This is a genomic window from Pseudomonas sp. F2, assembly GCF_057174385.1.
The window spans coordinates 4154202-4177227 of record NZ_CM169904.1; the positions used below are offsets into that span (position 1 = coordinate 4154202).

General features: G+C 61.1%; 21 protein-coding genes. 6 read left to right on the forward strand and 15 right to left on the reverse strand.

Annotated features, from left to right (window positions below):
- Positions 1–101: 101 nt before the first annotated feature.
- Complete coding sequence (locus tag AC193Q_RS18740) at positions 102–587, reverse strand: 2-thiouracil desulfurase family protein (protein WP_047297187.1); 486 nt, start codon at positions 585–587, stop codon at positions 102–104.
- 1 nt (position 588) lies between these two features.
- Positions 589–1221, reverse strand: a complete 633-nt coding sequence (locus AC193Q_RS18745) for a 2OG-Fe(II) oxygenase (protein WP_047297188.1) — start codon at positions 1219–1221, stop codon at positions 589–591.
- Positions 1222–1329: 108 nt separating this feature from the next.
- Between AC193Q_RS18745 and AC193Q_RS18750 the strand changes: the two genes are divergently transcribed.
- The gene (locus AC193Q_RS18750; protein ID WP_047297189.1) at positions 1330–2082 is read left to right on the forward strand and encodes a DUF2059 domain-containing protein; all 753 of its coding nucleotides are present in this window, start codon (positions 1330–1332) and stop codon (positions 2080–2082) included.
- A gap of 129 nt (positions 2083–2211) precedes the next feature.
- Here AC193Q_RS18750 and bipL read toward each other — a convergent pair whose 3' ends face one another.
- A complete protein-coding gene (gene bipL / locus AC193Q_RS18755; protein ID WP_483878682.1) occupies positions 2212–3159 on the reverse strand; it encodes a phospholipase BipL in 948 nt (315 codons plus the stop codon).
- Between the two features lie 99 nt (positions 3160–3258).
- Here bipL and AC193Q_RS18760 point away from each other — a divergent pair, with 99 nt between their 5' ends.
- Together AC193Q_RS18760 and AC193Q_RS18765 are read left to right on the forward strand one after the other, a co-directional pair.
- Entirely contained in the window at positions 3259–3837 is a 579-nt protein-coding gene (locus AC193Q_RS18760) for a DUF6436 domain-containing protein (protein ID WP_483878683.1), read from the forward strand.
- Between the two features lie 102 nt (positions 3838–3939).
- Complete coding sequence (locus AC193Q_RS18765; RefSeq protein ID WP_483878684.1) at positions 3940–6351, forward strand: penicillin acylase family protein; 2412 nt, start codon at positions 3940–3942, stop codon at positions 6349–6351.
- A 140-nt stretch (positions 6352–6491) separates the two neighbouring features.
- Here AC193Q_RS18765 and AC193Q_RS18770 read toward each other — a convergent pair whose 3' ends face one another.
- Positions 6492–7457 carry a GlxA family transcriptional regulator gene (locus AC193Q_RS18770; RefSeq protein WP_483878685.1) on the reverse strand — a complete coding sequence of 322 codons (966 nt, stop codon included), beginning with the start codon at positions 7455–7457 and terminating at the stop codon, positions 6492–6494.
- Positions 7458–7759: 302 nt separating this feature from the next.
- Here AC193Q_RS18770 and AC193Q_RS18775 point away from each other — a divergent pair, with 302 nt between their 5' ends.
- Entirely contained in the window at positions 7760–8401 is a 642-nt protein-coding gene (locus tag AC193Q_RS18775; RefSeq protein WP_483878686.1) for an HD domain-containing protein, read from the forward strand.
- Positions 8402–8492: 91 nt separating this feature from the next.
- On the opposite strand, the gene AC193Q_RS18780 is transcribed toward AC193Q_RS18775, so the two are convergent.
- The 7 genes from AC193Q_RS18780 to AC193Q_RS18810 form a co-directional block, all read right to left on the reverse strand.
- Entirely contained in the window at positions 8493–9383 is an 891-nt protein-coding gene (locus tag AC193Q_RS18780) for an ABC transporter permease subunit (protein ID WP_047297195.1), read from the reverse strand.
- Positions 9380–10261 carry an ABC transporter permease subunit gene (locus tag AC193Q_RS18785; RefSeq protein WP_483879638.1) on the reverse strand — a complete coding sequence of 294 codons (882 nt, stop codon included), beginning with the start codon at positions 10259–10261 and terminating at the stop codon, positions 9380–9382. Before AC193Q_RS18785 ends, AC193Q_RS18780 begins: the two co-directional genes overlap by 4 nt.
- A 35-nt stretch (positions 10262–10296) precedes the next feature.
- Complete coding sequence (locus tag AC193Q_RS18790; protein WP_003229245.1) at positions 10297–11439, reverse strand: ABC transporter ATP-binding protein; 1143 nt, start codon at positions 11437–11439, stop codon at positions 10297–10299.
- Positions 11440–11506: 67 nt separating this feature from the next.
- The gene (locus tag AC193Q_RS18795) at positions 11507–12604 is read right to left on the reverse strand and encodes a polyamine ABC transporter substrate-binding protein (RefSeq protein WP_047297196.1); all 1098 of its coding nucleotides are present in this window, start codon (positions 12602–12604) and stop codon (positions 11507–11509) included.
- A 187-nt stretch (positions 12605–12791) separates the two neighbouring features.
- On the reverse strand, positions 12792–13901 hold the full coding sequence (locus AC193Q_RS18800) for a polyamine ABC transporter substrate-binding protein (RefSeq protein WP_047297197.1): 1110 nt from the start codon (positions 13899–13901) through the stop codon (positions 12792–12794).
- Positions 13902–14072: 171 nt separating this feature from the next.
- The gene (locus tag AC193Q_RS18805) at positions 14073–15437 is read right to left on the reverse strand and encodes an aspartate aminotransferase family protein (RefSeq protein WP_086792334.1); all 1365 of its coding nucleotides are present in this window, start codon (positions 15435–15437) and stop codon (positions 14073–14075) included.
- A 56-nt stretch (positions 15438–15493) separates the two neighbouring features.
- On the reverse strand, positions 15494–16852 hold the full coding sequence (locus AC193Q_RS18810) for a glutamine synthetase family protein (protein ID WP_007967993.1): 1359 nt from the start codon (positions 16850–16852) through the stop codon (positions 15494–15496).
- 730 nt (positions 16853–17582) lie between these two features.
- Here AC193Q_RS18810 and AC193Q_RS18815 point away from each other — a divergent pair.
- Both AC193Q_RS18815 and AC193Q_RS18820 read left to right on the forward strand, forming a co-directional pair.
- The gene (locus tag AC193Q_RS18815) at positions 17583–18959 is read left to right on the forward strand and encodes a glutamine synthetase family protein (RefSeq protein WP_003229254.1); all 1377 of its coding nucleotides are present in this window, start codon (positions 17583–17585) and stop codon (positions 18957–18959) included.
- Between the two features lie 261 nt (positions 18960–19220).
- Positions 19221–19859 carry a TetR/AcrR family transcriptional regulator gene (locus AC193Q_RS18820; protein ID WP_483878687.1) on the forward strand — a complete coding sequence of 213 codons (639 nt, stop codon included), beginning with the start codon at positions 19221–19223 and terminating at the stop codon, positions 19857–19859.
- Between the two features lie 167 nt (positions 19860–20026).
- Here AC193Q_RS18820 and AC193Q_RS18825 read toward each other — a convergent pair whose 3' ends face one another.
- Genes AC193Q_RS18825 through ssuD form a run of 4 tightly spaced genes read right to left on the reverse strand, consistent with a single transcriptional unit; the run spans position 20027 to position 23018 of the window.
- Complete coding sequence (locus AC193Q_RS18825) at positions 20027–20242, reverse strand: TOBE domain-containing protein (protein WP_007967989.1); 216 nt, start codon at positions 20240–20242, stop codon at positions 20027–20029.
- Between the two features lie 33 nt (positions 20243–20275).
- A complete protein-coding gene (ssuB, locus tag AC193Q_RS18830; RefSeq protein ID WP_047297200.1) occupies positions 20276–21082 on the reverse strand; it encodes an aliphatic sulfonates ABC transporter ATP-binding protein in 807 nt (268 codons plus the stop codon).
- A complete protein-coding gene (gene ssuC / locus AC193Q_RS18835; RefSeq protein WP_086792340.1) occupies positions 21079–21861 on the reverse strand; it encodes an aliphatic sulfonate ABC transporter permease SsuC in 783 nt (260 codons plus the stop codon). Before ssuC ends, ssuB begins: the two co-directional genes overlap by 4 nt.
- Before the next feature lie 8 nt (positions 21862–21869).
- Positions 21870–23018, reverse strand: a complete 1149-nt coding sequence (gene ssuD, locus AC193Q_RS18840; protein WP_483878688.1) for an FMNH2-dependent alkanesulfonate monooxygenase — start codon at positions 23016–23018, stop codon at positions 21870–21872.
- Positions 23019–23026: the final 8 nt, after the last annotated feature.

A 23026-nucleotide genomic window follows, 5' to 3' on the forward strand; every position in this document is an offset into this window, starting at 1 on the left:
GAGCTGCCGCAGGCTGCGATCTTTTGATCTTGATTTTGAAGATCAAAAGATCGCAGCCTCGTTTCACTCGACAGCTCCTACAGACGGTCTTTGGTGGGCTTTTAGTCGAGGTGGGCCAGGGCCATGGAGGCCTGAGAAAGTTCGAGTTCACTGAAGACTTGAACCCCATGGCGTTTGAGCAGCGCAGCCGTCACGCCTTCTCCCGAGACCTTCACCCCACTGAACGTCCCGTCATAAGTCAGCAGATTCCCGCAGGAAGGGCTGTTGGCCTTGAGCACCGCGACGCGGATGCCGTGTTTCTGCACCAGCGCCAGCGCCTGCCGCGCGCCGTCGAGAAACTGCGCGCTGACGTTCTCGCCCTCGGTGGTGATCACCGCCGCCTTGCCATCGAGCACGTCGGCGCCCTGCCCACCCGGGATTTCCGCCGCAGCACGCGGGGTCGGCAAACCACCGGCCACTTCCGGACACAGCGGCACTACACGGCCTTCGGCGATCCACTGTTCGAGCAAGTCGAACGGCCCGCTGGCCCCGCCGTCGTAACGCACGCGGTGGCCCAACAGGCAACGGCTGACCAGAATCTTCTGCATCTCAGAACGGCTCGTTGCCACGACGACGAAACCAGCCGGTCAGCGACAGGCGCTCGCGATGCGCCGGCAACACTTCATGCGGCACTTCGCCAGAGAGGAACACCACCAGGCAGCCGCCGGTGGGTTGCACGTCATGCACCCGGTCTTCGCTCAGGTACATGCGCAACTGACCGCCGTCTTCCGGCAGCCAGGCGTCATTGAGGTAGACCACCGCCGAGACCATGCGCCGGTCATCGTCGCGAAAACGGTCGACGTGCTTGCGGTAGAACGCGCCCGGCGGATACAGGGCGAAGTGGCACTCGAAATCCTCAAGCCCGAGGAACAACCCGCGATTGAGCGCCTCGCGCAGACTCTCCATCAGATTCAGATAACGGTCGCTGGCCTCGGCCTGGCCCGGGTCGATCCACTGGATGTGGTCGCCACGAATGCCCTCGCGAATCTCCGAAAACGGCCCACGGCCTACCGCTGCCGGCGCCAGTTCGCCCTCGGCCTCACGTTTGCGGCACTCGGCCGCCAGCTCACGGGTCAAACCCGCGGGCAGGAAAATGTTCTGCTGCGACCAGCCGTGTTCGGCCAGGTCGTCGACGATACGTAACAGCAGCGGGTGTTCAGAGGATATTTGCATGGCGCGCATAGTATGCCGGCGGCAGGAAATCCGACAGAGCCACGCGGCGGCTTGATACGAATTCTCGACAAGTACCAGCACCGCACGGAGAATAGTCCGCTGCTGACAGGAGTCCCTATGCGCCGTTTGCTTTTTTCACTGTTGATGTTCTGCGTTTTGCCCGCTTGGGCGGACGGCCACGATCAGTTGTACAAGATCGCCGGCTGGCCAGATCAACGTGCGCATTTCAACGATGCCCTGAGTGCCGCGCAGCAGCGCTACCAGAACAACCTGCCACCGGCGGTGTTTCAGGCCCTGGTCAACAACAGCAACCAGCGCTTCGCTCCCCAGGCCATGGATCAGCGTGCCGAAGCGCAATTGCGCCAGCACTTGGCCGATCCACAACCGGCGCTGACGTTCTTTCAATCGCCACTGGGCAAGAAAATCGTCGCCGCTGAATTGCTCGCCACCCGTCGCGATCAACTGGCGAAGAACGCCAAAGGCTTGCCGAAGATGCAGGTCAGCGACAGCCGTCTGCTGATCATCGGCCATCTGGCGCAAGCGCTGCCGGCGCGCGAGGCCGGCGCCGAAGTCAGCCTGGCGATTGCCGGCGTGGCGGCGGACAGCTTGAGTTCGATGATTCCCGGCCTGCTCGGCGGCGGTCAGGCGCAAGGCATGCTGAACGGCCAGCGCCAGCGCCTGATGGAGCAGATCGGTGCCGATTTGAACAACACGCTGCTCTACGTTTATCGCGATCTGTCGGACGACGAGCTGGAGCAGTTCGCGACCTTTGCCGAGTCCAGCGAGGGCAAGGCGTATTACCAGGCGGCGCTCGCAGCGATCCGGGCCGGGTTGGCGGTGGGGCAAAGCACTTCGAACCTTGGCCAGTAAGCTTTATCACCTTTCAGACCGCCATCGCTGGCAAGCCAGCTCCCACAAGGATTTTCATCTAATACAGAGTTTGTGAACGCCGGAAAACCTGTGGGAGCTGGCTTGCCAGCGATGAGGCCAGCAACTCCCCTAGAGATTCCGCCCCCTGATCCGCTTGTTCAGAAACTCGAAATACTCCTCGCGCATCTCCAGCGTCTCGTTCGCCAGATGATGCCGCGCCTGCGGCAGCAACAGAATCTGCGGCCGGTCGAATTTCCACTTCAGCACCTGCAAGTTGTGCTGCCAGTCCACGGTCATGTCCGCCTGCCCCTGAATGATCAGCGGCCGTCGCGGACTTTTTTTCGCGTGCTCGACGCGGATGATCCAGCGCGACAGTGCACCGACCCACGCGGTCGGCAAGCGTTTGGGCTGTAACGGATCGGCCTGCAGAAACGGCAGGAAATCCGGGTCGTTGGAGTTCTCGCTGAAGCGCCGGGCGATGCCTCGCACGAAAGGTCTGAGCAGGTAATAACTGAGCTGCGACCAGCCCCAGGCGCGCGGACGCACCAGCGGTGCCAACAGAATCAAATGACCTTGCGCCGGGCTGCCCTCGCCATGATTGAGTACATGGTCGACGACGATCGCGCCGCCGGTGCTTTGTCCGCACAGGTGCCAGGGTTGCGGCAGGGCAATCGAAGCGGCTTCGGCGAACAGCGCCTGCAAGGCGTCCTGATATTCAGAGAAATCACGGATGTTCGCCCGCGGCCCACTCGACAAACCATGCCCCGGCAAGTCGCAGGCGATAACAGCAAAATCCTGATCCAGTGCCCACTCGATGACATGCCGGTACAGCCCGGTGTGATCGTAAAAACCGTGCAGCAGAAACAGCGTGCCCTTGACCTTCTCCGGCCACCAGCAATGGCTGACCAGCTCATACCCGTCCACTTCGAACCGGCCCATGCCGCGCCAGACATCGCGCTCGGGGAAATCGGTTTTATAAAACCGCTGATACACCTTCGCCTCGTCCGACAACGGCTGCCACTGGGCCAAAGGCTTGAGGCTGGCGCGTAAATGATCGGCATCGAAAGTGTCAGGCATGCGGGTATTCCAAAGCGGTAAACAGACTTTATCGGCCTGCGATATTCATCTGTTGCGGCAAGCATGGCAAGCTAGCCCCCCTTCGAGGATCGAAAAACCATGCGCTCGCCCTACCGCACCGCACTGTTTGCCAGCCTGCTCGCGCTTGTGTGTGCCGCGGTACTGTGGGCGGCGTACGACTGGTTTCAGGGGCGTTATCTGCGTGCGTTCAGTCAGCACACCGCGGTGTTTTCCGGTGATTCGCTGCGTCTGCCGGATGAACTGGCCGGGCCCGGCAAAATCCGTCTCGTGCACTTCTGGGATCCGGCCTGCCCGTGCAACGTCGGCAATCAACAGCACCTGACGGAAATGGTCGAGCAGTTCGGCCCGCGCGGCGTGGAATTCTTCGCCGTGCAAAAGGCTGGCAGCCACGGCCAGTTGCCCGCGACCCTGAGCAATCTGAAACACATCACGGTGTTGCCCGGTTCCGATCAGGTACCGGCCAGCCCCGCCGTGGCGATCTGGGACCGCAGCGGCAAACTGGCGTACTTCGGCCCCTACAGCGAAGGCCTGACCTGCAACTCCAGCAACAGCTTTATTGAACCGATCCTCAACGCGCTGATGGATGATCGACCGGTCAACGCCACGCACACCCTGGCGGTCGGGTGTTATTGTCCTTGGCCGGTGATGGTGCAGTAAGGCATTCCGGACTTTTCGAGGACAGCGATGCACGGCACGGAAGGTCTGTGCTAATTGTTTGCAGCCCGACGGGCGGCAATCCCGCATGCACAAGGAGTCACCATGAAACGCGTCTTCACCGTTCTTGCCTTGCTCATCGTTGTCCTGCTCGCCAGCGTCGGCGCCTATCTCTACAGCAAGCAACCGACGCGTCAGGGCCAGGTGGAACTGCGCAACCTGCAAGGTTCGGTGACGGTGCGTTACGACGAACGCGGGGTGCCGCATATTCGTGCCGAGAACGAAACCGATCTGTATCGCGCCCTCGGCTACGTGCACGCTCAAGATCGCCTGTTCCAGATGGAAGCCATGCGCCGCCTCGCGCGTGGCGAACTGGCCGAAGTGCTCGGGCCGAAGCTGCTCGACACCGACAAACTGTTCCGCAGCCTGCGCATCCGCGAACGCGCCGCCCGTTATGTCGCCAGTCTCGATAAGCAGTCACCGGCGTGGAAGGCCCTGCAAGCCTATCTGGACGGCATCAACCAGTATCAGGACAGCCACGCGGCGCCGATCGAGTTCGACGTGCTGGGCATCCCCAAGCGGCCGTTTACGGCAGAGGACAGCATCAGCGTCGCCGGTTACATGGCTTACAGCTTCGCCGCCGCGTTTCGCACCGAGCCGTTGCTGACCTACGTGCGCGACCAACTCGGCGCCGATTACCTCAACGTCTTCGACCTCGACTGGCAGCCCCAAGGCGTACTCGCCAAAGGTCACGCCAATAAGACGCCGACCCTTGCCGCCGACGACTGGAAAGACCTCAACGCTCTCGCCCGCCTCAGCGAGCAGGCGCTGGTTGAAAACGGCCTGCCGCAATTCGAAGGCAGCAATGCCTGGGTGATTGCCGGCAGTCGCAGCCAGAGCGGCAAACCGCTGCTGGCCGGCGACCCACACATTCGTTTCTCGGTGCCTTCGGTGTGGTACGAAGCACAACTGTCGGCGCCGGGGTTTGAGCTTTACGGCCATCATCAGGCGCTGGTGCCGTTCGCGTTCCTGGGGCACAACCTGGATTTCGGCTGGAGCCTGACCATGTTCCAGAACGACGATCTGGATCTGATCGCCGAGAAGGTCAACCCGGACAACCCGAATCAGGTCTGGTACCACGGCCAGTGGACCGATCTGCTCAGCTCCGAGCAGCAGATCGCGGTGAAGGGCCAGGCGCCGGTGACGCTGACCTTGCGCCAGTCGCCCCACGGCCCGATCGTCAACGACGCCCTCGGCACTGCCGCCGGCAAGACACCGATCGCCATGTGGTGGGCATTCCTCGAAACGCCGAACCCGATCCTCGAAGGTTTCTACCAGCTCAACCGCGCCGACACCCTGGCCAAGGCCCGCGCCGCAGCGGCGAAGGTGCAGGCGCCGGGGCTGAACATCGTTTACGCCAACGCCAAGGGTGACATCGCCTGGTGGGCCTCGGCGCTGTTGCCCAAACGCCCGGCCGGGGTCAAACCGGAGTTCATTCTCGACGGCAGCAGCAATCAGGCGGACAAGGATGGCTACTACCCGTTCAGCAGCAACCCGCAGGAGGAAAATCCGGCGCGCGGCTACATCGTCTCGGCCAACTTCCAGCCGCTGTCGCCAACCGGGATGGAGATTCCCGGTTACTACAACCTCGCTGATCGCGGCCAGCAGCTCAATCGCCAGCTCAGTGACAAGAGCGTGAAATGGAGCAACGAAGCCAACCAGAAGCTGCAACTGGGCACCACCACCGCCTACGGCCCGCGCACCCTGGCGCCATTGCTGCCGGTGCTGCGTGAAGTGGTGAGTGATCCGGCGCAACTGAAACTGGTCGAGCAACTGGCGCAGTGGCCGGGCGACTATCCGCTGGATTCGGTGAGCGCCACCGTGTTCAACCAGTTCCTCTACGACCTCGCTGATGCGGCGATGCGCGATGAGTTGGGCAACGATTTCTTCGAGACGCTGCTATCGACCCGGGTGATCGACGCCGCGCTGCCGCGCCTGGCGGCGAGCGCCGATTCGCCGTGGTGGGACAGCCGCAACACGCCGAACAAGGAGACCCGCGCCGACATCGTCAAAGCGGCGTGGCAGGCGAGCATGGCGCACCTGAAGCAGACCCTCGGCGACAATCCGTCGGACTGGCAATGGGGCACGGCGCACACCCTGACCCACGGTCATCCGCTGGGTCAGCAGAAGCCGCTGGACCGGATCGTCAATGTCGGGCCGTTCGCTGCACCGGGCAGCCACGAAGTGCCGAACAACCTTTCGGCCAAACTCGGCCCGGCGCCATGGCCAGTGACTTACGGGCCTTCGACGCGGCGTCTGGTGGACTTCGCCGACCCGGCGCACAGCCTGACCATCAACTCGGTCGGCCAGAGCGGTGTGCTGTTCGACAGCCACTATGACGATCAGGCCGAAGAGTACATCGAGGGAATGTACGTGCAGGCGCACTTCAGCGAGGAAGAGGTGACGGCCAATACCCGCAGTACCTTGAAGCTGTTGCCAGCGCGAGCTGCGCAATAGATTTGTGCTGGCTGGTCTGGCCCCATCGCTGGCAAGCCAGCTCCCACAGGATTTTCAGTGAACACAGATTATGTGAACACCCGAGAAACCTGTGGGAGCTGGCTTGCCAGCGATGGGGCCCTTAAGAACACAAGAGTCCTTCAGAGCATCAACGCAAAATTCAGCCGGAACTGCTGCGGCGTCACCCCCAACCGGCGATTGAACACACTGCGCATGTGCTGCGCATCGCGAAACCCGCACTGATAAGCCACAGTCTTCAGCGGCGCCGTGGTGCTTTCGAGCAGCACCCGTGCCGCATCGACTCGCGCACTTTCGACGAACTCTGCCGGGGTGACCCGGGCCTCGCGGGCAAACACCCGGGAAAAATTGCGCGCGCTCATGTTCGCCGCATTTGCCAAGTCGGCAATCGTCAGGTCGCCGGTGAGATTGGCCAGCACATACAACTGCACCATTGCCACCGCCGAGGTCGGCTCCGCATGCGGCGTGAGGAACGGGCTGAACTGCGACTGCCCGCCCGAGCGCTGGGTGAACACCACCAGCCGTTTGGCCACGCTAAGCGCCACGTCAGTGCCGTGATCGCGGGCCAACAGGTACAAGGACAGATCGATCCCCGCCGTAACCCCGGCCGAGGTATAGAGCGCACCGTCCTCGACATACAGGTGATCGGCTTCGACCCGCGCCGATGGACACAATTGCGCCAGCGCTTGGGCATCGTTCCAGTGAGTGGTCACCGTTCGCCCATCGAGCAACCCCGCCCGCGCCAGCATGAACGCGCCGTTGCAGATCGAGCCAAAACGCCGCGCACGGGCACTGGCCTCGCGCAGCCAGGTGTCGAAGCCTTTGCCGAAATCCAGAAACGGTAACTGCGGGCCACCAGCGACGAGCAGCAAGTCCCAGGCGTCAAGCGCCTCGCTGAAATGCCGGTGAGCGCTGAGGTTCAAGCCATTGGAGCAAGCCATCGGCCCGCGCTCGACGCCGATCACCTCCAGTTGATAGTGAGCCTCGGGGGGCAGAAAACGATTGGCCTCGGCGAACACATCCATCGGCCCGCTGACATCCAGCGCCTGCACGCCGGGGAACACCACGATGGCGATGGTTTTGTTCATAAGCCTCCTTGGGGATCTTTGTGGCGAGGGGATTCATCCCCGATCGGCTGCGCAGCAGTCGTAGATCCTCACTGCGCGGTTTACCTGATTCGCCGAAATAGCAGGTTTTGGAACTGCTGCGCAGTCCATCGGGGATGAATCCCCTCGCCACAGGTTCGGTGTCTGCTGTTTTAAGTGAGTTGGCACGATTTGCAGGTCGATTGGCAAGGATCGCAGCCATGGGTTGATTGTCCGTGCAGTGCCTCGGGGAACAGACTTTGTCCATCAGCGCCACGACGGCGTTTTCGACGAGGAAACACCTTATGAGCACGACCATTGCCGGCATCAAAATCCCCGACAGCGCCCTCGCCCGGGCCAGCACCGAGTACATTCGCGACATCGAATCCGACCTGCTCTATCACCACTCGCGCCGGGTGTTTCTGTTCGGTGCGCTGAGCGGCGAACGCCACCAACTGACCTACAACCCGGAGCTGCTGTATGTCGGCGCGATGTTCCACGACCTCGGACTGGTCGACGGTTATCGCAGTGATGACGAGCGTTTCGAAGTGGATGGCGCCAACGCGGCAGCGGCGTTTCTCAAACCGTACGGGCTGAGCGATGACGACGTCGAACAGGTCTGGCTGTCGATTGCCCTGCACACCACGCCGGGCGTGCCCAAACATCTGCGGCCGACTGTGGCGCTGGTGACGGCGGGTGTCGAGATGGACGTGCTAGGCATGGATTACGCGGCGTTCAGCAGTACCCAGCGCGAGGCGGTGGTGCATGCGCATCCACGCGGGGAAGGTTTCAAGGAATGCATCATCTGCGCGTTTGCCGACGGCTTGCGCCATCGCCCGCAGACCACGTTCGGCAACGTGAAGACCGATGTGCTGGTGGATCAGGAGCCGGGGTTCAAGCCGATGAACTTTGTCGAGGTCATCCGTACATCCCCTTGGATTTCCTGAGCTCCAAAAGCAAAAGATCGCAGCCTGCGGCAGCTCCTACAGAGATTGCATCCACTGTAGGAGCTGCCGCAGGCTGCGATCTTTTTGCCCGTCAGGCCGCTTCCGGCGCAGGCGCGCGGCGCACGTCCGGTTGTTTCCACGAATCGGCAGCGCTTTCTTCGATGGCTTGCTGGATGGCTTTCTTGCGCGCTTCTTCGGCGCGACGGCTGAAGAACCACACCAGGAAGGTCACCAGCGATACCGCCAGCAAAATCAGGCTGGCCACGGCGTTGATCTCCGGCTTCACGCCCAGACGCACCGCCGAGAACACTTCCATCGGCAGGGTCGTCGAACCCGGGCCGGAAACGAAGCTCGCCAGTACCAGATCGTCCAGCGACAGCGCGAACGACATCATGCCGCCCGCTGCCAGCGACGGCGCGATCATCGGGATGGTGATCAGGAAGAACACCTTCCACGGCCGCGCACCGAGGTCCATGGCGGCTTCTTCGATCGACAGGTCCAGCTCACGCAGACGCGCCGACACCACCACCGCCACATACGCTGCACAGAACGTGGTGTGGGCGATCCAGATGGTGACAATGCCACGTTCCTGCGGCCAGCCGATCATCTGCGCCATGGCCACGAACAGCAGCAACAGCGACAGACCGGTAATCACTTCGGGCATCACCAGCGGCGCGGTGACCAGGCCACCGAACAGCGTGCGACCCTTGAAGTGGGTGATGCGGGTCAGGACGAACGCGGCGAGGGTGCCCAGCGCCACCGCGGCAACCGCGGTGTAGCAGGCGATTTCCAGCGAGCGCACCACCGAGCCCATCAGTTGCGTGTTGTCGAGCAGGCCGACATACCACTTGATCGACCAGCCGCCCCATACCGTCACCAGTTTCGAGGCGTTGAACGAGTAGATCACCAGGATCAGCATCGGCAGGTAGATGAACAACAGACCCAGAACCAGCATCAGGCTGGAGAAACGGAAGCGCTTCATTCTTTACCCTCCATTTCCTTGGCCTGACTGCGGTTGAACAGGATGATCGGCACAATCAGGATCGCCAGCATCACCACCGCCAGGGCGGACGCCACCGGCCAGTCACGGTTGTTGAAGAACTCTTGCCAGAGCACTTTACCGATCATCAGGGTTTCCGGGCCGCCGAGCAGTTCCGGGATCACGAACTCACCGACCACCGGGATGAACACCAGCATGCAACCGGCAATGATCCCGTTCTTGGACAGTGGCACGGTGATTTTCCAGAAACTGTTGAAGGTGCTCGAACCCAGATCGGACGCAGCCTCCAGCAGGCTCGGATCATGCTTCACCAGGTTGGCGTACAGCGGCAGGATCATGAACGGCAGGTACGAGTAGACGACGCCGATGTACACCGCGAGGTTGGTGTTGAGGATCTGCAGCGGCTCGTCGATGAAGCCCATGCTCATCAGGAAGCCGTTGAGCAGGCCGTTGTTGCTGAGAATGCCCATCCACGCATACACACGGATCAGGATCGCGGTCCAGGTCGGCATCATGATCAGCAGCACCAGCACCGTCTGCAGCTCTTTACGGGCGCTGGCGATGGCGTAGGCCATCGGGTAGCCGATCAGCAGGCACAACAGCGTGCTGAAGAAAGCCATCTTCAGCGAGCCAAGGTACGCGGCGATGTACAACTCGTCGTCGCCGAGCATTGCGTAGTTGCCAAGGTTCAGCAGCAGTTGCAGCTTCTGCTCGGCGAAGGTGTAGATCTCGGTGTACGGCGGAATGGCCACATCGGCTTCGGCAAAGCTGATCTTCAGGACGATGAAGAACGGCAGCATGAAGAACAGGAACAGCCAGATGAAGGGAACCCCGATGACCAACTGGCGGCCACCGGGAATTATTCGATTGAGCCGGCGTTTGAATTTGCGCATGTTCATGAGCGAAGTACCACGCCGCTGTCGTCTTCCCACCACACGTAAACCTGATCACCCCAGGTCGGACGTTGACCGCGACGCTCGGCGTTGGCGACGAACGACTGCACCAGCTTGCCACTCGGCAATTCGACGTAGAACACCGAATGCCCACCGAGGTAGGCGATGTCATGCACCTTGCCGCTGGACCAGTTGTATTCGCAGGTCGGCATCTCGGCGGTGACCAGCAGCTTCTCCGGACGAATCGCGTAGGTCACGGATTTGTCCTGCACCGAGGTGCTGATGCCGTGGCCGACGTAGATCTGCCGGTCGAGGTCCTTGCAGGTGATGGTCGCGTGGCCTTCAGCGTCGTCGATCACTTCGCCTTCGAAGATGTTCACGTTGCCGATGAATTCGCAGACCAGACGGCTGGTCGGGGTTTCGTAGATGTCGATCGGGCTGCCGATCTGGGCGATCCAGCCCAGGTGCATGATCGCGATGCGCTCGGCCATGGTCATGGCCTCTTCCTGGTCGTGGGTCACCATCACGCAGGTCACGCCCACGCGCTCGATGATTTCCACCAGCTCCAGCTGCATCTGCGACCGCAGTTTCTTGTCCAGTGCACCCATCGGCTCATCGAGCAGCAGCAGCTTCGGCCGCTTGGCCAGCGAACGCGCCAGTGCCACACGTTGACGCTGACCGCCGGACAGTTGATGCGGCTTGCGCTTGGCGTACTGGCTCATCTGCACCAGTTTGAGCATCTCGGCCACGCGCGCATCGATCTCGGCGTTGGGGATCTTGTCCTGCTTGAGGCCGAAGGCGATGTTCTGCGCAACGGTCATATGCGGGAACAAGGCGTACGACTGGAACATCATGTTGATCGGTCGCTCGTACGGCGGCATGTCGGTGATGTCGACGCCGTCGAGGAAAATGCGCCCCTCCGTGGGCCGTTCGAACCCTGCCAGCATCCGCAGCAGTGTGGATTTGCCCGATCCCGAACCGCCGAGCAGGGCGAAAATTTCGCCCTTCTTGATTTCCAGGGACACATCGTCCACGGCAATCGTCTCGTCGAACTTCTTCGTGACCCGGTCGATTTTGACCAACACCTGCTTAGGTGTCTGGTCGCCCTCGAGGGCTTTCTTATAGGCGCCGGAGGCAACTGCCATTTACGAAACTCCCAGAAAAAAACAGTGCAGTTCGCCCCATGCGGACGAACCCAGGATAGTTTGTGCCTTACTTGCCCGACTTGACCTTGGTCCAGCTACGGGTCATCAAACGCTGAATATTGGGTGGCAACTCGACCGACACGTAAGTCTTGTCGAGGACTGCTTGCGGTGGATAAACCGCTTCATCGGTGCGGATGGACTGCTCCATCAGCTTGTCCGACCCCGGGTTGGGGTTGGCGTAACCGACGTAATCACTGACCTGGGCGATCACCTCAGGTTTCAGCAAATAGTTGATGAAGGCGTGGGCCTCTTTGACGTTGGACGAGTCCTTCGGAATCGCCAGCATGTCGAACCACAGCGCGCCGCCCTCTTTCGGAATCGAGTAGGCGATGTTCACACCCTTCTTGGCTTCCTCGGCACGGTGCTTGGCCTGGAAGATGTCACCGGAGAAACCGATGGCCACGCAGATGTCGCCGTTGGCCAGATCACCGATGTATTTCGAGGAGTGGAAGTAGGTGACGTAAGGACGCACGGCCAGCAGTTTGTCGGTGGCCTTGGCGTAATCCTTCGGATTGGTGCTGTTGGCGTTCAGGCCCATGTAGTTGAGCACGGTCGGCATCATTTCATCGGCCGAGTCGAGGAACGCGACGCCGCAGCTGTGCAGCTTCTTGATGTTCTCCGGCTCGAACAGCACGCTCCAGGAATCGATCTTGTCGATACCGAGCACGGCCTTGACCTTGTCGACGTTGTAGCCGATGCCGTTGGTGCCCCACAGGTACGGCACCGCGTACTGGTTGCCCGGATCGTTCTGCTCCAGGCGCTTGAGCAGCACCGGATCGAGATTCGCATAGTTCGGCAGCTGCGACCTGTCGAGCTTCTGGAACGCGCCCGCCTTGATCTGCTTGCCAAGGAAGTGGTTCGACGGCACGACCACGTCGTAACCGGTACGCCCGGCCAGCAGCTTGCCTTCCAGGGTCTCGTTGGAGTCGAACACGTCGTACACCGGTTTGATCCCGGTTTCTTTCTGGAAGTCGGCCAGGGTGGTCTCGCCGATGTAATCCGACCAGTTATAAATATGCACCGTACCGGCGGCCTGGGCTCCGACAGCGATCGTCAGGCCGGCAGTGGCCAGCAGGGCTTTGCGCAAAGAAGAAAAAATAGGCAAGTGGAGGTCCTCTAATTGAGTTGGGCCCAAGTTGCCCCGTGCTGCAAGACAGTCACGGTTGCCCGGCAACAAAACCGGCGCGCAACTTACCTTCGAAAAACCGATCCAGCAAAACTTTCTGTCATTTAATTGATCCGCTGACCGCCGTCATGGCGACGACAGCCAGCGGTTGCTGCTTCAAATCGGCTTATTTACCGGATTTGATCTTGGTCCAGCTGCGGGTCATTTCGCGCTGGGTAGCGGCCGGCAAATCGGCGATCGCATACAGCTTGGCCTGCACGTCGGCTGGCGGGTAAATGCCTGGATCGCTGGTGATGTCTTTTTCCACCAGAGCGGTCGCAGCAGCGTTACCGTTCGGGAAGCGTACGGCGTTGGTGATGCCGGCCATGACTTCAGGCTTCTGCAGGAAGGTCATGAACTTGTAGGCGCCTTCGACGTTTTCGGCATCTTTAGGGATGGCGACCATGTCGAAGAAGCTGCCAGCGCCTTCTTTCGGAATGGCATAGCTGACTTTCACCTTGTCACCGGCCTCGGCGGCACGGGACTTGGCCTGCTGCACGTCACCCGAGTAACCGACCGCTACGCAGATGTTGCCGTTGGCCAGGTCCGAGATGTACTTGGAGGAGTGGAAGTAGGTGATCGAAGGACGAATCTTGAGGAACAGGTCCTCGGCTTTCTTGATGTCTTCTTTTTTCTGGGTGTCGGTAGGCAGGCCCAGGTAGTGCAGTGCGACCGGGAGCATTTCGGTCGGCGAATCGAGGAAGCTCACACCGCAGCCCTTGAGCTTGGCGATGTTTTCCGGCTTGAGCAGCACGTCCCACGAGTCGATGGTGTCGACGCCCAGCGCAGCCTTGACCTTCTCCGGGTTGTAACCGATACCGATCGAACCCCACATGTACGGGAAGGCGTGCTTGTTGCCCGGATCGCTGACCGACACGGCCTTGAGCAGGTCCTGGTTCAGGTTTTTCCAGTTAGGCAGCTTGGACTGGTCCAACTCCTGATAAACACCGGCCTTGATCTGCTTGGCCAGAAAGTTGTTCGACGGCACAACGACGTCGTAACCGGATTTGCCCGCCAGCAGTTTGGCCTCCAGGGTTTCGTTACTGTCGAATACGTCGTAGACGACTTTGATCCCGGACTCTTTCTCAAAATTGGCAATGGTGTCCGGAGCGATGTAGTCGGACCAGTTGTAAACGTGCAGTACCTTGTCGTCCGCGTGAACCGCACCCGCCATCATGCCCGCGACGGACAGCGCGAGAAGAGTCTTGCCAGCAAGCTTTTTACCTAATGCCTTCATGCGTCATGCTCCAAATTTTTCTTTTTTGAACCACTTTGTTCAGCGGCCGAACCCCGACAACTGGAACTGCGGCTAGTCTGGCAAGATCGGAGGCGGTCTTTCAAGAAAAGGCCCACCTTTCTGACACCTTCGAGCGAGAGCGCCGCAGCTCCCCCGCTCGAAGCCTAGCACTTAGGCTTGCAACGCACTGAGGGTCAGGTCCAGGCACTTGCGTGCCTTGGTCACCAGCTCATCGATCTCCGCCTTGCTGATCACCAGCGGCGGCGCAATGATCATGGTGTCGCCCACGGCGCGCATGATCAGGCCGTTATCGAAGCAGAACTGCCGGCAGATCATGCCCACGCCCCGGCCTTCGTAACGCTTGCGAGTGGCCTTGTCCTGCACCAGCTCGATCGCCCCCAGCAACCCGACGCCGCGCACTTCGCCCACCAACGGGTGGTCGTTGAGTTCGCGCAGACGCTTCTGCAAATACGGTGCCGTTTCGTTGTGCGCGTTCTCGATAATTTTCTCGTCGCGCAGAATCCGGATGTTTTCCAGACCCACCGCTGCCGCCACCGGGTGCCCGGAGTAGGTGAAGCCGTGGTTGAAGTCGCCACCTTCGTTGAGCACTTTCACCACGTCGTCACGGACGATCAGGCCACCCATCGGGATATAGCCGGAGGTCAGGCCTTTGGCGATGGTCATCATGTCCGGTTTCAGGTCGTAGAAATCCGAACCGAACCACTCGCCGGTACGGCCGAAACCGCAGATCACTTCGTCCGCCACGAACAGAATGTCGTACTTGGCGAGGATTTCCTTGATGCGCGGCCAGTAGGTATCAGGCGGAATGATCACGCCGCCGGCGCCCTGGATCGGCTCGGCAATGAACGCACCGACGTTGTCCACGCCGACTTCGAGAATCTTCTCTTCCAGCTGATTGGCGGCCCAGATGCCGAACTCTTCCGGCGACATGTCGCCGCCCTCGGCGAACCAGTACGGCTGCGCGATGTGGACGATGCCCGGGATCGGCAAATCGCCCTGTTCGTGCATGTAGGTCATGCCGCCCAGGCTCGCGCCGGCCACGGTGGAACCGTGATAACCGTTCTTGCGGCTGATGATGACTTTCTTGTTCGGCTGGCCCTTGATCGCCCAGTAGTGGCGAACCATGCGCAGCATGGTGTCGTTGCCTTCGGAGCCGGAGCCGGTGAAGAACACATGGTTCATGCCTTCCGGCGCCACGTCGGCGATGGCCTTGGCCAGTTCGAGCGCCGGCGGGTGCGCGGTCTGGAAGAACAGGTTGTAGTAAGGCAGTTCGCGCATCTGCTTCGCGGCGGCGTCAGCCAGCTCATCGCGGCCATAACCGATCGCCACGCACCACAGACCCGCCATGCCATCGAGGATCTTGTTGCCCTCGCTGTCCCACAGGTACACGCCCTTGGCGTTGGTGATGATCCGTGGGCCCTTCTCTTTCAGTTGTTTGAAGTCGCTGAACGGGGCCAGGTGGTGTTCGCTGCTCAGGGCTTGCCACTCACGGGTTTGCGGGTTGTTGCTGGTCATGCCAATTCTCCTTGTTATCGGTGAAGGCGCGGCTGCTGCCAGCCGCGCCCGGCGTATCAGACGGCGAAGAGCAAGTACTCACGCTCCCAGGAACTGATCACGCGCTTGAAGTTTTCATGCTCGGCCCGCTTGACCGCGACGTAGCCGGTGATGAAGGTCTTGCCCAGGTATTTCTCGATGGTTGCGCTGTTTTCCATACGCTCCAGCGCGTCTTCGATGGTCAGCGGCAGGCGCAGGTTGCGGCGTTCATAGCCACGACCGACCACCGGCGCGCTCGGATTGAGGCCCTCGACCATGCCGATGTAACCGCAGAGCAGGCTCGCGGCAATCGCCAGGTACGGGTTGGCGTCGGCGCCCGGCAGGCGGTTTTCCACGCGGCGGTTCTGCGGGCCGGCATCCGGGACGCGCAGGCCCACGGTGCGGTTCTCTTCGCCCCACTCCACGTTCACCGGCGCCGAAGTGTCCGGCAGGAAGCGGCGGAACGAGTTGACGTTCGGCGCGAACAGCGGGAGCAATTCCGGAATCAGTTTCTGCAGGCCACCGATGTGGTGCAGGAACAGCTGGCTCATGGTCCCGTCTTCATTGGAGAACACGTTCTTGCCGGTCTCGATGTCGATGATGCTCTGGTGCAAGTGCATCGCACTGCCCGGCTCGCCGGTCATCGGCTTTGCCATGAAGGTGGCGGCCACGTCATGCTTGAGCGCGGCTTCGCGCATGGTGCGCTTGAACACCAGGATCTGGTCGGCCAGCGACAGTGCATCGCCGTGACGGAAGTTGATTTCCATCTGCGCCGTGCCGTCTTCGTGGATCAGCGTGTCGAGGTCCAGCTCCTGCAGTTCGCACCAGTCGTAGACGTCCTCGAACAGCGGGTCGAACTCGTTCGCCGCTTCGATGGAGAACGACTGACGTCCGATTTCCGGACGGCCCGAGCGGCCGATTGGCGGCTGCAGCGGATAGTCGGGGTCGTCACTGCGCTTGGTCAGGTAGAACTCCATCTCCGGCGCCACGATCGGCTGCCAGCCCTTGTCGGCGTAGAGCTTCAGGACCTTCTTGAGCACGTTGCGCGGCGACAGCTCGATCGGGTTGCCTTGCTTGTCGTAGGTGTCGTGGATCACCTGAGCGGTCGGCTCTATGGCCCATGGCACCAGATATACGGCGTTCTGATCGGGGCGGCAGATCATGTCGATGTCGGCCGGGTCGAGCAGTTCGTAATAGATGTCGTCTTCGACGTAGTCGCCGGTCACGGTCTGCAACAGCACGCTTTCCGGCAGACGCATGCCCTTTTCGGCGATGAACTTGTTGGTCGGCGAGATCTTGCCCCGGGTGATACCGGTCAAGTCGCCGATCATGCATTCGACTTCTGTGATCTTGTGGTCTTTCAACCAATCGGTGAGCTGGTCGAGGTTGTTACTCATAAATGCCTCTGGGCTGAGTCTCCTGACATCGTGTCAGGCAAAGTTTGACGCCGTGGCGTCGCGTTAAAGGGGGCTTGCTTGCGCGCAGTGCCGGCTTACGCCCGGCACCGCGCATCGACAATGAAAGAGGAGCTTACCTGCCCTTTACGCTGGCGTTGCATTTCCTGTGCACATTCAAGGCGTGCAGAATCATGAGCACGGCTGGGGAAGCGGCACAGGCTTTGGGACTCAAAGGGATCTATATTGAAGGAAGGCGCCATAAACAGAATGCTTTGCCGTACGTCCAGAATAACGGACGCTGCCGTTTGGCCTGATGCGGACGAGGATATCGTCGACAGCCCGCGAGCCTTGCGGGCTGCACTACGGACGGATTTGTCGCCACTGATGTGTTGAGCATGCAGACCGGACTGTTGCGAGCAGTCGGTGATGCCGATTAACGGCAGGCGAGACATGAAGCACCCCGGTATTATTGCTGTTATGGGTTTGATCGGAGCTTAGCCTTGTTCATTTTTTTACACAACACCCCCGTAAAAAATACAACACGGCCTGCTCAAGCCCGCGGGTGCCAAGCGTCCCAAGGACAAAAAACTGCCCCAAAGTGCCCCATAAATGCCCTCGCAGCGCTTTTTTAGGGCAAAAAAGGCCTCGCTTGACTTCGGCATGCCGTTCGGGTTGACTGAAACCAGAAAAGATCAATGATTGATATTTTTAACAACAAAGGTGTTGCATCATGTCGGTACCCCCGCGTGCCGTTCAGCTTAACGAAGCGAACGCGTTCCTTAAGGAACATCCTGAGGTTCTGTACGTTGACCTTCTGATTGCGGATATGAATGGTGTGGTGCGCGGCAAGCGCATCGAACGCACCAGCCTCCACAAGGTTTACGAGAAAGGCATCAACCTGCCGGCCTCTCTATTTGCTCTGGATATCAATGGTTCTACGGTGGAAAGCACCGGCCTGGGTCTGGACATCGGCGACGCCGACCGGATCTGCTATCCAATCCCCGATACCCTGTGCAACGAGCCATGGCAGAAGCGCCCGACCGCGCAACTGTTGATGACCATGCACGAACTCGAAGGCGACCCGTTCTTCGCCGATCCGCGCGAAGTGCTCCGTCAAGTTGTTGCAAAGTTTGACGAGCTGGGCCTGACCATCTGCGCAGCCTTCGAGCTGGAGTTCTACCTGATCGACCAGGAAAACGTGAACGGCCGTCCACAGCCGCCACGCTCGCCGATTTCCGGCAAACGCCCGCACTCGACTCAGGTCTACCTGATCGACGACCTCGACGAATACGTCGACTGCCTCCAGGACATTCTGGAAGGCGCCAAAGAGCAAGGCATCCCGGCCGACGCCATCGTCAAGGAAAGTGCCCCGGCGCAGTTCGAAGTGAACCTGCACCACGTCGCCGACCCGATCAAGGCGTGCGATTACGCGGTACTGCTCAAGCGTCTGATCAAGAACATCGCCTACGACCATGAAATGGACACCACCTTCATGGCCAAGCCGTACCCGGGCCAGGCCGGTAACGGTCTGCATGTCCACATCTCGGTGCTCGACAAAGATGGCAAGAACATCTTTGCAAGCGAGGATCCCGAGCAGAACGCCGCGCTGCGTCACGCGATCGGCGGTGTGCTCGAGACCCTGCCGGCGCAGATGGCTTTTCTCTGCCCGAACGTCAACTCGTATCGTCGCTTCGGCGCGCAGTTCTATGTACCGAACTCGCCGTGCTGGGGCCTGGACAACCGCACTGTGGCGATCCGCGTGCCGACTGGCTCTGCCGACGCCGTACGGATCGAACACCGCGTGGCCGGTGCCGACGCCAACCCGTACCTGCTGATGGCTTCGGTCCTGGCCGGTGTGCATCACGGTCTGGTGAACAAGATCGAACCGGGCGCTCCGGTCGAAGGCAACAGCTACGAGCAGAACGAACAAAGCCTGCCGAACAACTTGCGCGATGCCCTGCGTGAGCTGGACGACAGCGAGGTGATGGCCAAGTACATCGATCCGAAATACATCGATATCTTCGTCGCCTGCAAGGAAAGCGAGCTGGAGGAGTTCGAACACTCCATCTCCGACCTTGAGTACAACTGGTATCTGCATACCGTTTAAGCGGTTGTAGTGCCAAACAGAACGCCGTCGGCTCTTGCAGCCAACGGCGTTTTTTTATGGCTAAACACACATCTCTGTGTTTGGGATGCATGGCCGCCTGCGGCGGATCGCTGGCAAGCCAGCTCCCACAGGGTTCTGTTGTGTAATCAAAATTTGTGTTCAACACGGATACCTGTGGGAGCTGGCTTGCCAGCGATGGCGTCCGGGCAGACAACATCGAACCCGGCTCGTACAATGCCCGCTGCCCCGCAGGAGACTTTCATGACGCGTCCCGCCCCCGTCCGCAAACCCCGTGCCCGCAGCCAGGCGCGCATCGACTCGATACTCGACGCCGCGCGCACGCTGCTGGCTGCCGAGGGTGTGGCCAGCCTGTCGATCTACAGCGTCGCCGAACGCGCGCAGATTCCGCCCTCCTCGGTCTACCACTTCTTCGCCAGCGTCCCGGCGCTGCTCGAAGCCTTGACCGCCGACGTGCACGCGGCGTTTCGCGCCTGCCTGCAAGCGCCGATCGACCACGATGCCCTGCGCGACTGGCGCGACCTGTCGCGGCTGATCGAGGAACGGATGCTGGAGATCTACGGCGAAGACGCGGCGGCCCGTCAGTTGATCCTCGCCCAGCACGGCCTGACCGAAGTGACCCAGGCCGACCGCCAGCACGACATCGAACTCGGCGACCTGATGCACAAACTGTTCGACCATCACTTCGAATTGCCGCGACTGCCGACCGATGTCGACGTGTTTGCGCTGGCGATGGAACTGGGCGACCGCGTGTATGCACGTTCGGTGCAGCAGCACGGGCAGATCACGCCGCGCATGGCCGAGGAAGGGATGCGGGTGTTTGATGCTTACATCGGGCTGTATTTGCCGCCGTATCTGCCCAAGAGACATCTGGTGAGCTGAATGGCCTCATCGCTGGCAAGCCAGCTCCCACAAGGAGCTGCTGTGTATGCAGATTTGGTGACCGACAGATAACCTGTGGGAGCGCCGCGACACCATCCTCATCTGATGCAGATAACAAAAAACCCCGAAGGGCTCACGCCTTTCGGGGTTGTTTTTTACTCACAGGCTTACAACTTGGCGATCGACACCTCGGTGGATTTCACGAAGGCGATCACTTCGCTGCCCACCGCCAGTTCCAACTCCTTGACCGAGCGGGTGGTGATCACCGAAGTGACGATGCCGGAGGCGGTCTGCACGTCGATTTCCGACAGCACGTCGCCGAGAACGATCTCCTTGATCGAGCCTTTGAACTGGTTGCGCACGTTGATGGCTTTGATAGTCATGGCTTTGATTCCTGTCGTTGGAGGTAACTTGAGTTATTGAGCCCAGCGCAATTGCGTAGGCAGTGGTGAAACAGGTTCCGGCTCCGGCGGCTCGCCGGGCAGGGACAGAACACGGTTGAGCACTTCGGTTTCCAGCGCCGCCAGTCGATGCGATCCGCGCACGCGCGGACGTGGCAGCTCCACTTGCAGGTCGAGGCCGACTTCGCCGTCCTCGATCAGAATCACCCGGTCGGCAATCGCCACCGCTTCGCTGACGTCATGGGTCACCAGCAGCACGGTGAAGCCATGCTGTTGCCAGAGGCGTTCGATCAGTTGCTGCATCTCGATCCGGGTCAGCGCATCCAGCGCCCCCAGCGGCTCGTCGAGCAGCAGCAGGCGCGGTTGATGAATCAGCGCGCGGGCCAGCGCCACACGCTGCTTCTGCCCACCGGACAAGGCGGCCGGCCATTCGCTGGCACGATCGGCCAGACCCACCGCTTCCAGCGCCTCCAGCGCTTGCGGGCGCCAGTTGCCTTTAAGGCCGAGGCCGACGTTGTCGATGATCTTTTTCCACGGCAGCAGCCGAGCTTCCTGGAACATCAGCCGGGTGTCTTCCCGCGCATCGCTCAGCGGGGCGGCACCGGCCAACAGGTCGCCGCCCGTCGGTTGATCGAGGCCGGCGAGCAGACGCAGGAACGTGCTCTTGCCGCACCCGCTGCGTCCGACCACCGCGACGAACTGCCCCGCTGGAATGTGCAGGTCGATGTCGCGCAGCACCTGCCGCGCACCAAAGGTTTTCTGCAGGTTGCGCACCACCAGCGGAATCCCGCGCAGCAGGCGTGGAGGTTGTTGAGCGGTCATGCCGCACCTCCCTTGGCAACCTGATAAGCCGGGTGCCAGCGCAACCACACACGTTCAAGTCCACGGGCCGCGAGGTCGGCGAGTTTGCCGAGCACCGCGTAAAGCAGGATCGCCAGCACCACCACATCGGTCTGTAAAAACTCCCGGGCATTCATCGCCAGATAGCCGATGCCGGAGCTGGCGGAGATTGTTTCGGCAACGATCAGCGTCAACCACATGAAGCCCAGCGCAAAGCGCACACCGACCAGAATCGAAGGCAACGCACCCGGCAGAATCACCTGCCAGAACAGGCTGAAACCGCTCAAGCCATAACTGCGCGCCATCTCCACCAACGCCGGATCAACGTTGCGGATGCCGTGATAAGTGTTGAGGTAGATCGGGAACAACGTGCCCAGCGCCACCAGGAAAATCTTCGCCGACTCGTCGATGCCGAACCACAGGATGACCAGCGGAATCAGCGCCAGGTGCGGCACGTTGCGGATCATCTGCACCGAACTGTCGAGCAGGCGTTCGCCCCACTTCGACAGGCCGGTAATGAAGCCCAGCACCAGGCCGATGCTGCCACCGATGGTGAAGCCCAGCGCGGCGCGCCAGCCGCTGATTGCCAGGTGCGTCCAGATTTCGCCGCTGCGCACCAGGCTGACACCGGCCTCGATCACCGCCACCGGTGCCGGCAGAATCCGCGTCGACAACCAACCGGCCGACACCGACAACTGCCACACCGCCAGCAACAACACCGGCAACGCCCAGGGCGCGAGGTTGTGGATAAGTTTCTTCATGACGCGCCTCAGCTCTGCGACGCGGCTTTGGGAAGAATGTCGTTGGCCACCATCTCGCCGAACGGGCTGACATAACCGGCGCTTTTCGGCAGCTCCAGACGCTCGATGTCGAGGTGCGGGAACAGCAGCTCAGCGACGCGGTACGACTCTTCGAGGTGTGGATAACCGGAGAAGATGAACGTATCGATCCCCAGATCCGCGTACTCCTTCACGCGGGCGGCCACGGTCGGACCATCGCCGACCAGCGCGGTACCGGCGCCGCCGCGCACCAGACCGACGCCGGCCCACAGGTTGGGGCTGACTTCGAGGTTGTCGCGACTGCCGCCGTGCAGCGCGGCCATGCGTTGCTGGCCGACCGAGTCGAAGCGCGCCAGCGATGCTTGCGCACGTTTGATGGTGTCGTGGTCCAGATGCGAGATCAGCCGGTCGGCTGCTTGCCAGGCTTCGGCGTTGGTTTCGCGCACGATCACATGCAGACGAATGCCGAAGCGCACGGTACGCCCGAGCCTGGCTGCCTTGGCGCGCACCTGCTCGATCTTCTCGGCCACCGCCGCTGGCGGTTCGCCCCAGGTCAGGACCATCTCGACCTGTTCGGCAGCCAGATCCTGCGCCGCTTCCGAGGAGCCACCGAAGTACAGCGGTGGGCGCGGTTGCTGGATCGGCGGATAGAGCAGTTTGGCGCCCTTCACGCTGATGTGTTCGCCGTCGTAATCGACGGTTTCGCCTTCCAGCACCCGACGCCAGATGCGGGTGAATTCCACCGAAGCCTGATAACGCGCTTCGTGATCGAGGAACAGACCATCACCGGCCAATTCTTCCGGGTCGCCACCGGTCACCAGGTTGAACAGCGCGCGACCGCCGGACAGACGATCCAGGGTCGCTGCCTGCCGCGCCGCCACCGTCGGGGAAATGATCCCGGGGCGCAGGGCGACAAGGAATTTCAGACGCTGGGTCACCGGGATCAACGACGCGGCCACCAGCCACGAGTCTTCGCACGAACGGCCGGTGGGAATCAGCACGCCGCCAAAACCCAGACGATCCGCCGCTTGCGCGACCTGTTGCAGATAACCGTGGTCAACGGCGCGGGCGCCTTCGGCGGTGCCAAGGTAATGGCCGTCGCCGTGGGTAGGCAGGAACCAGAAGATGTTAAGGCTCATGGAGTGGT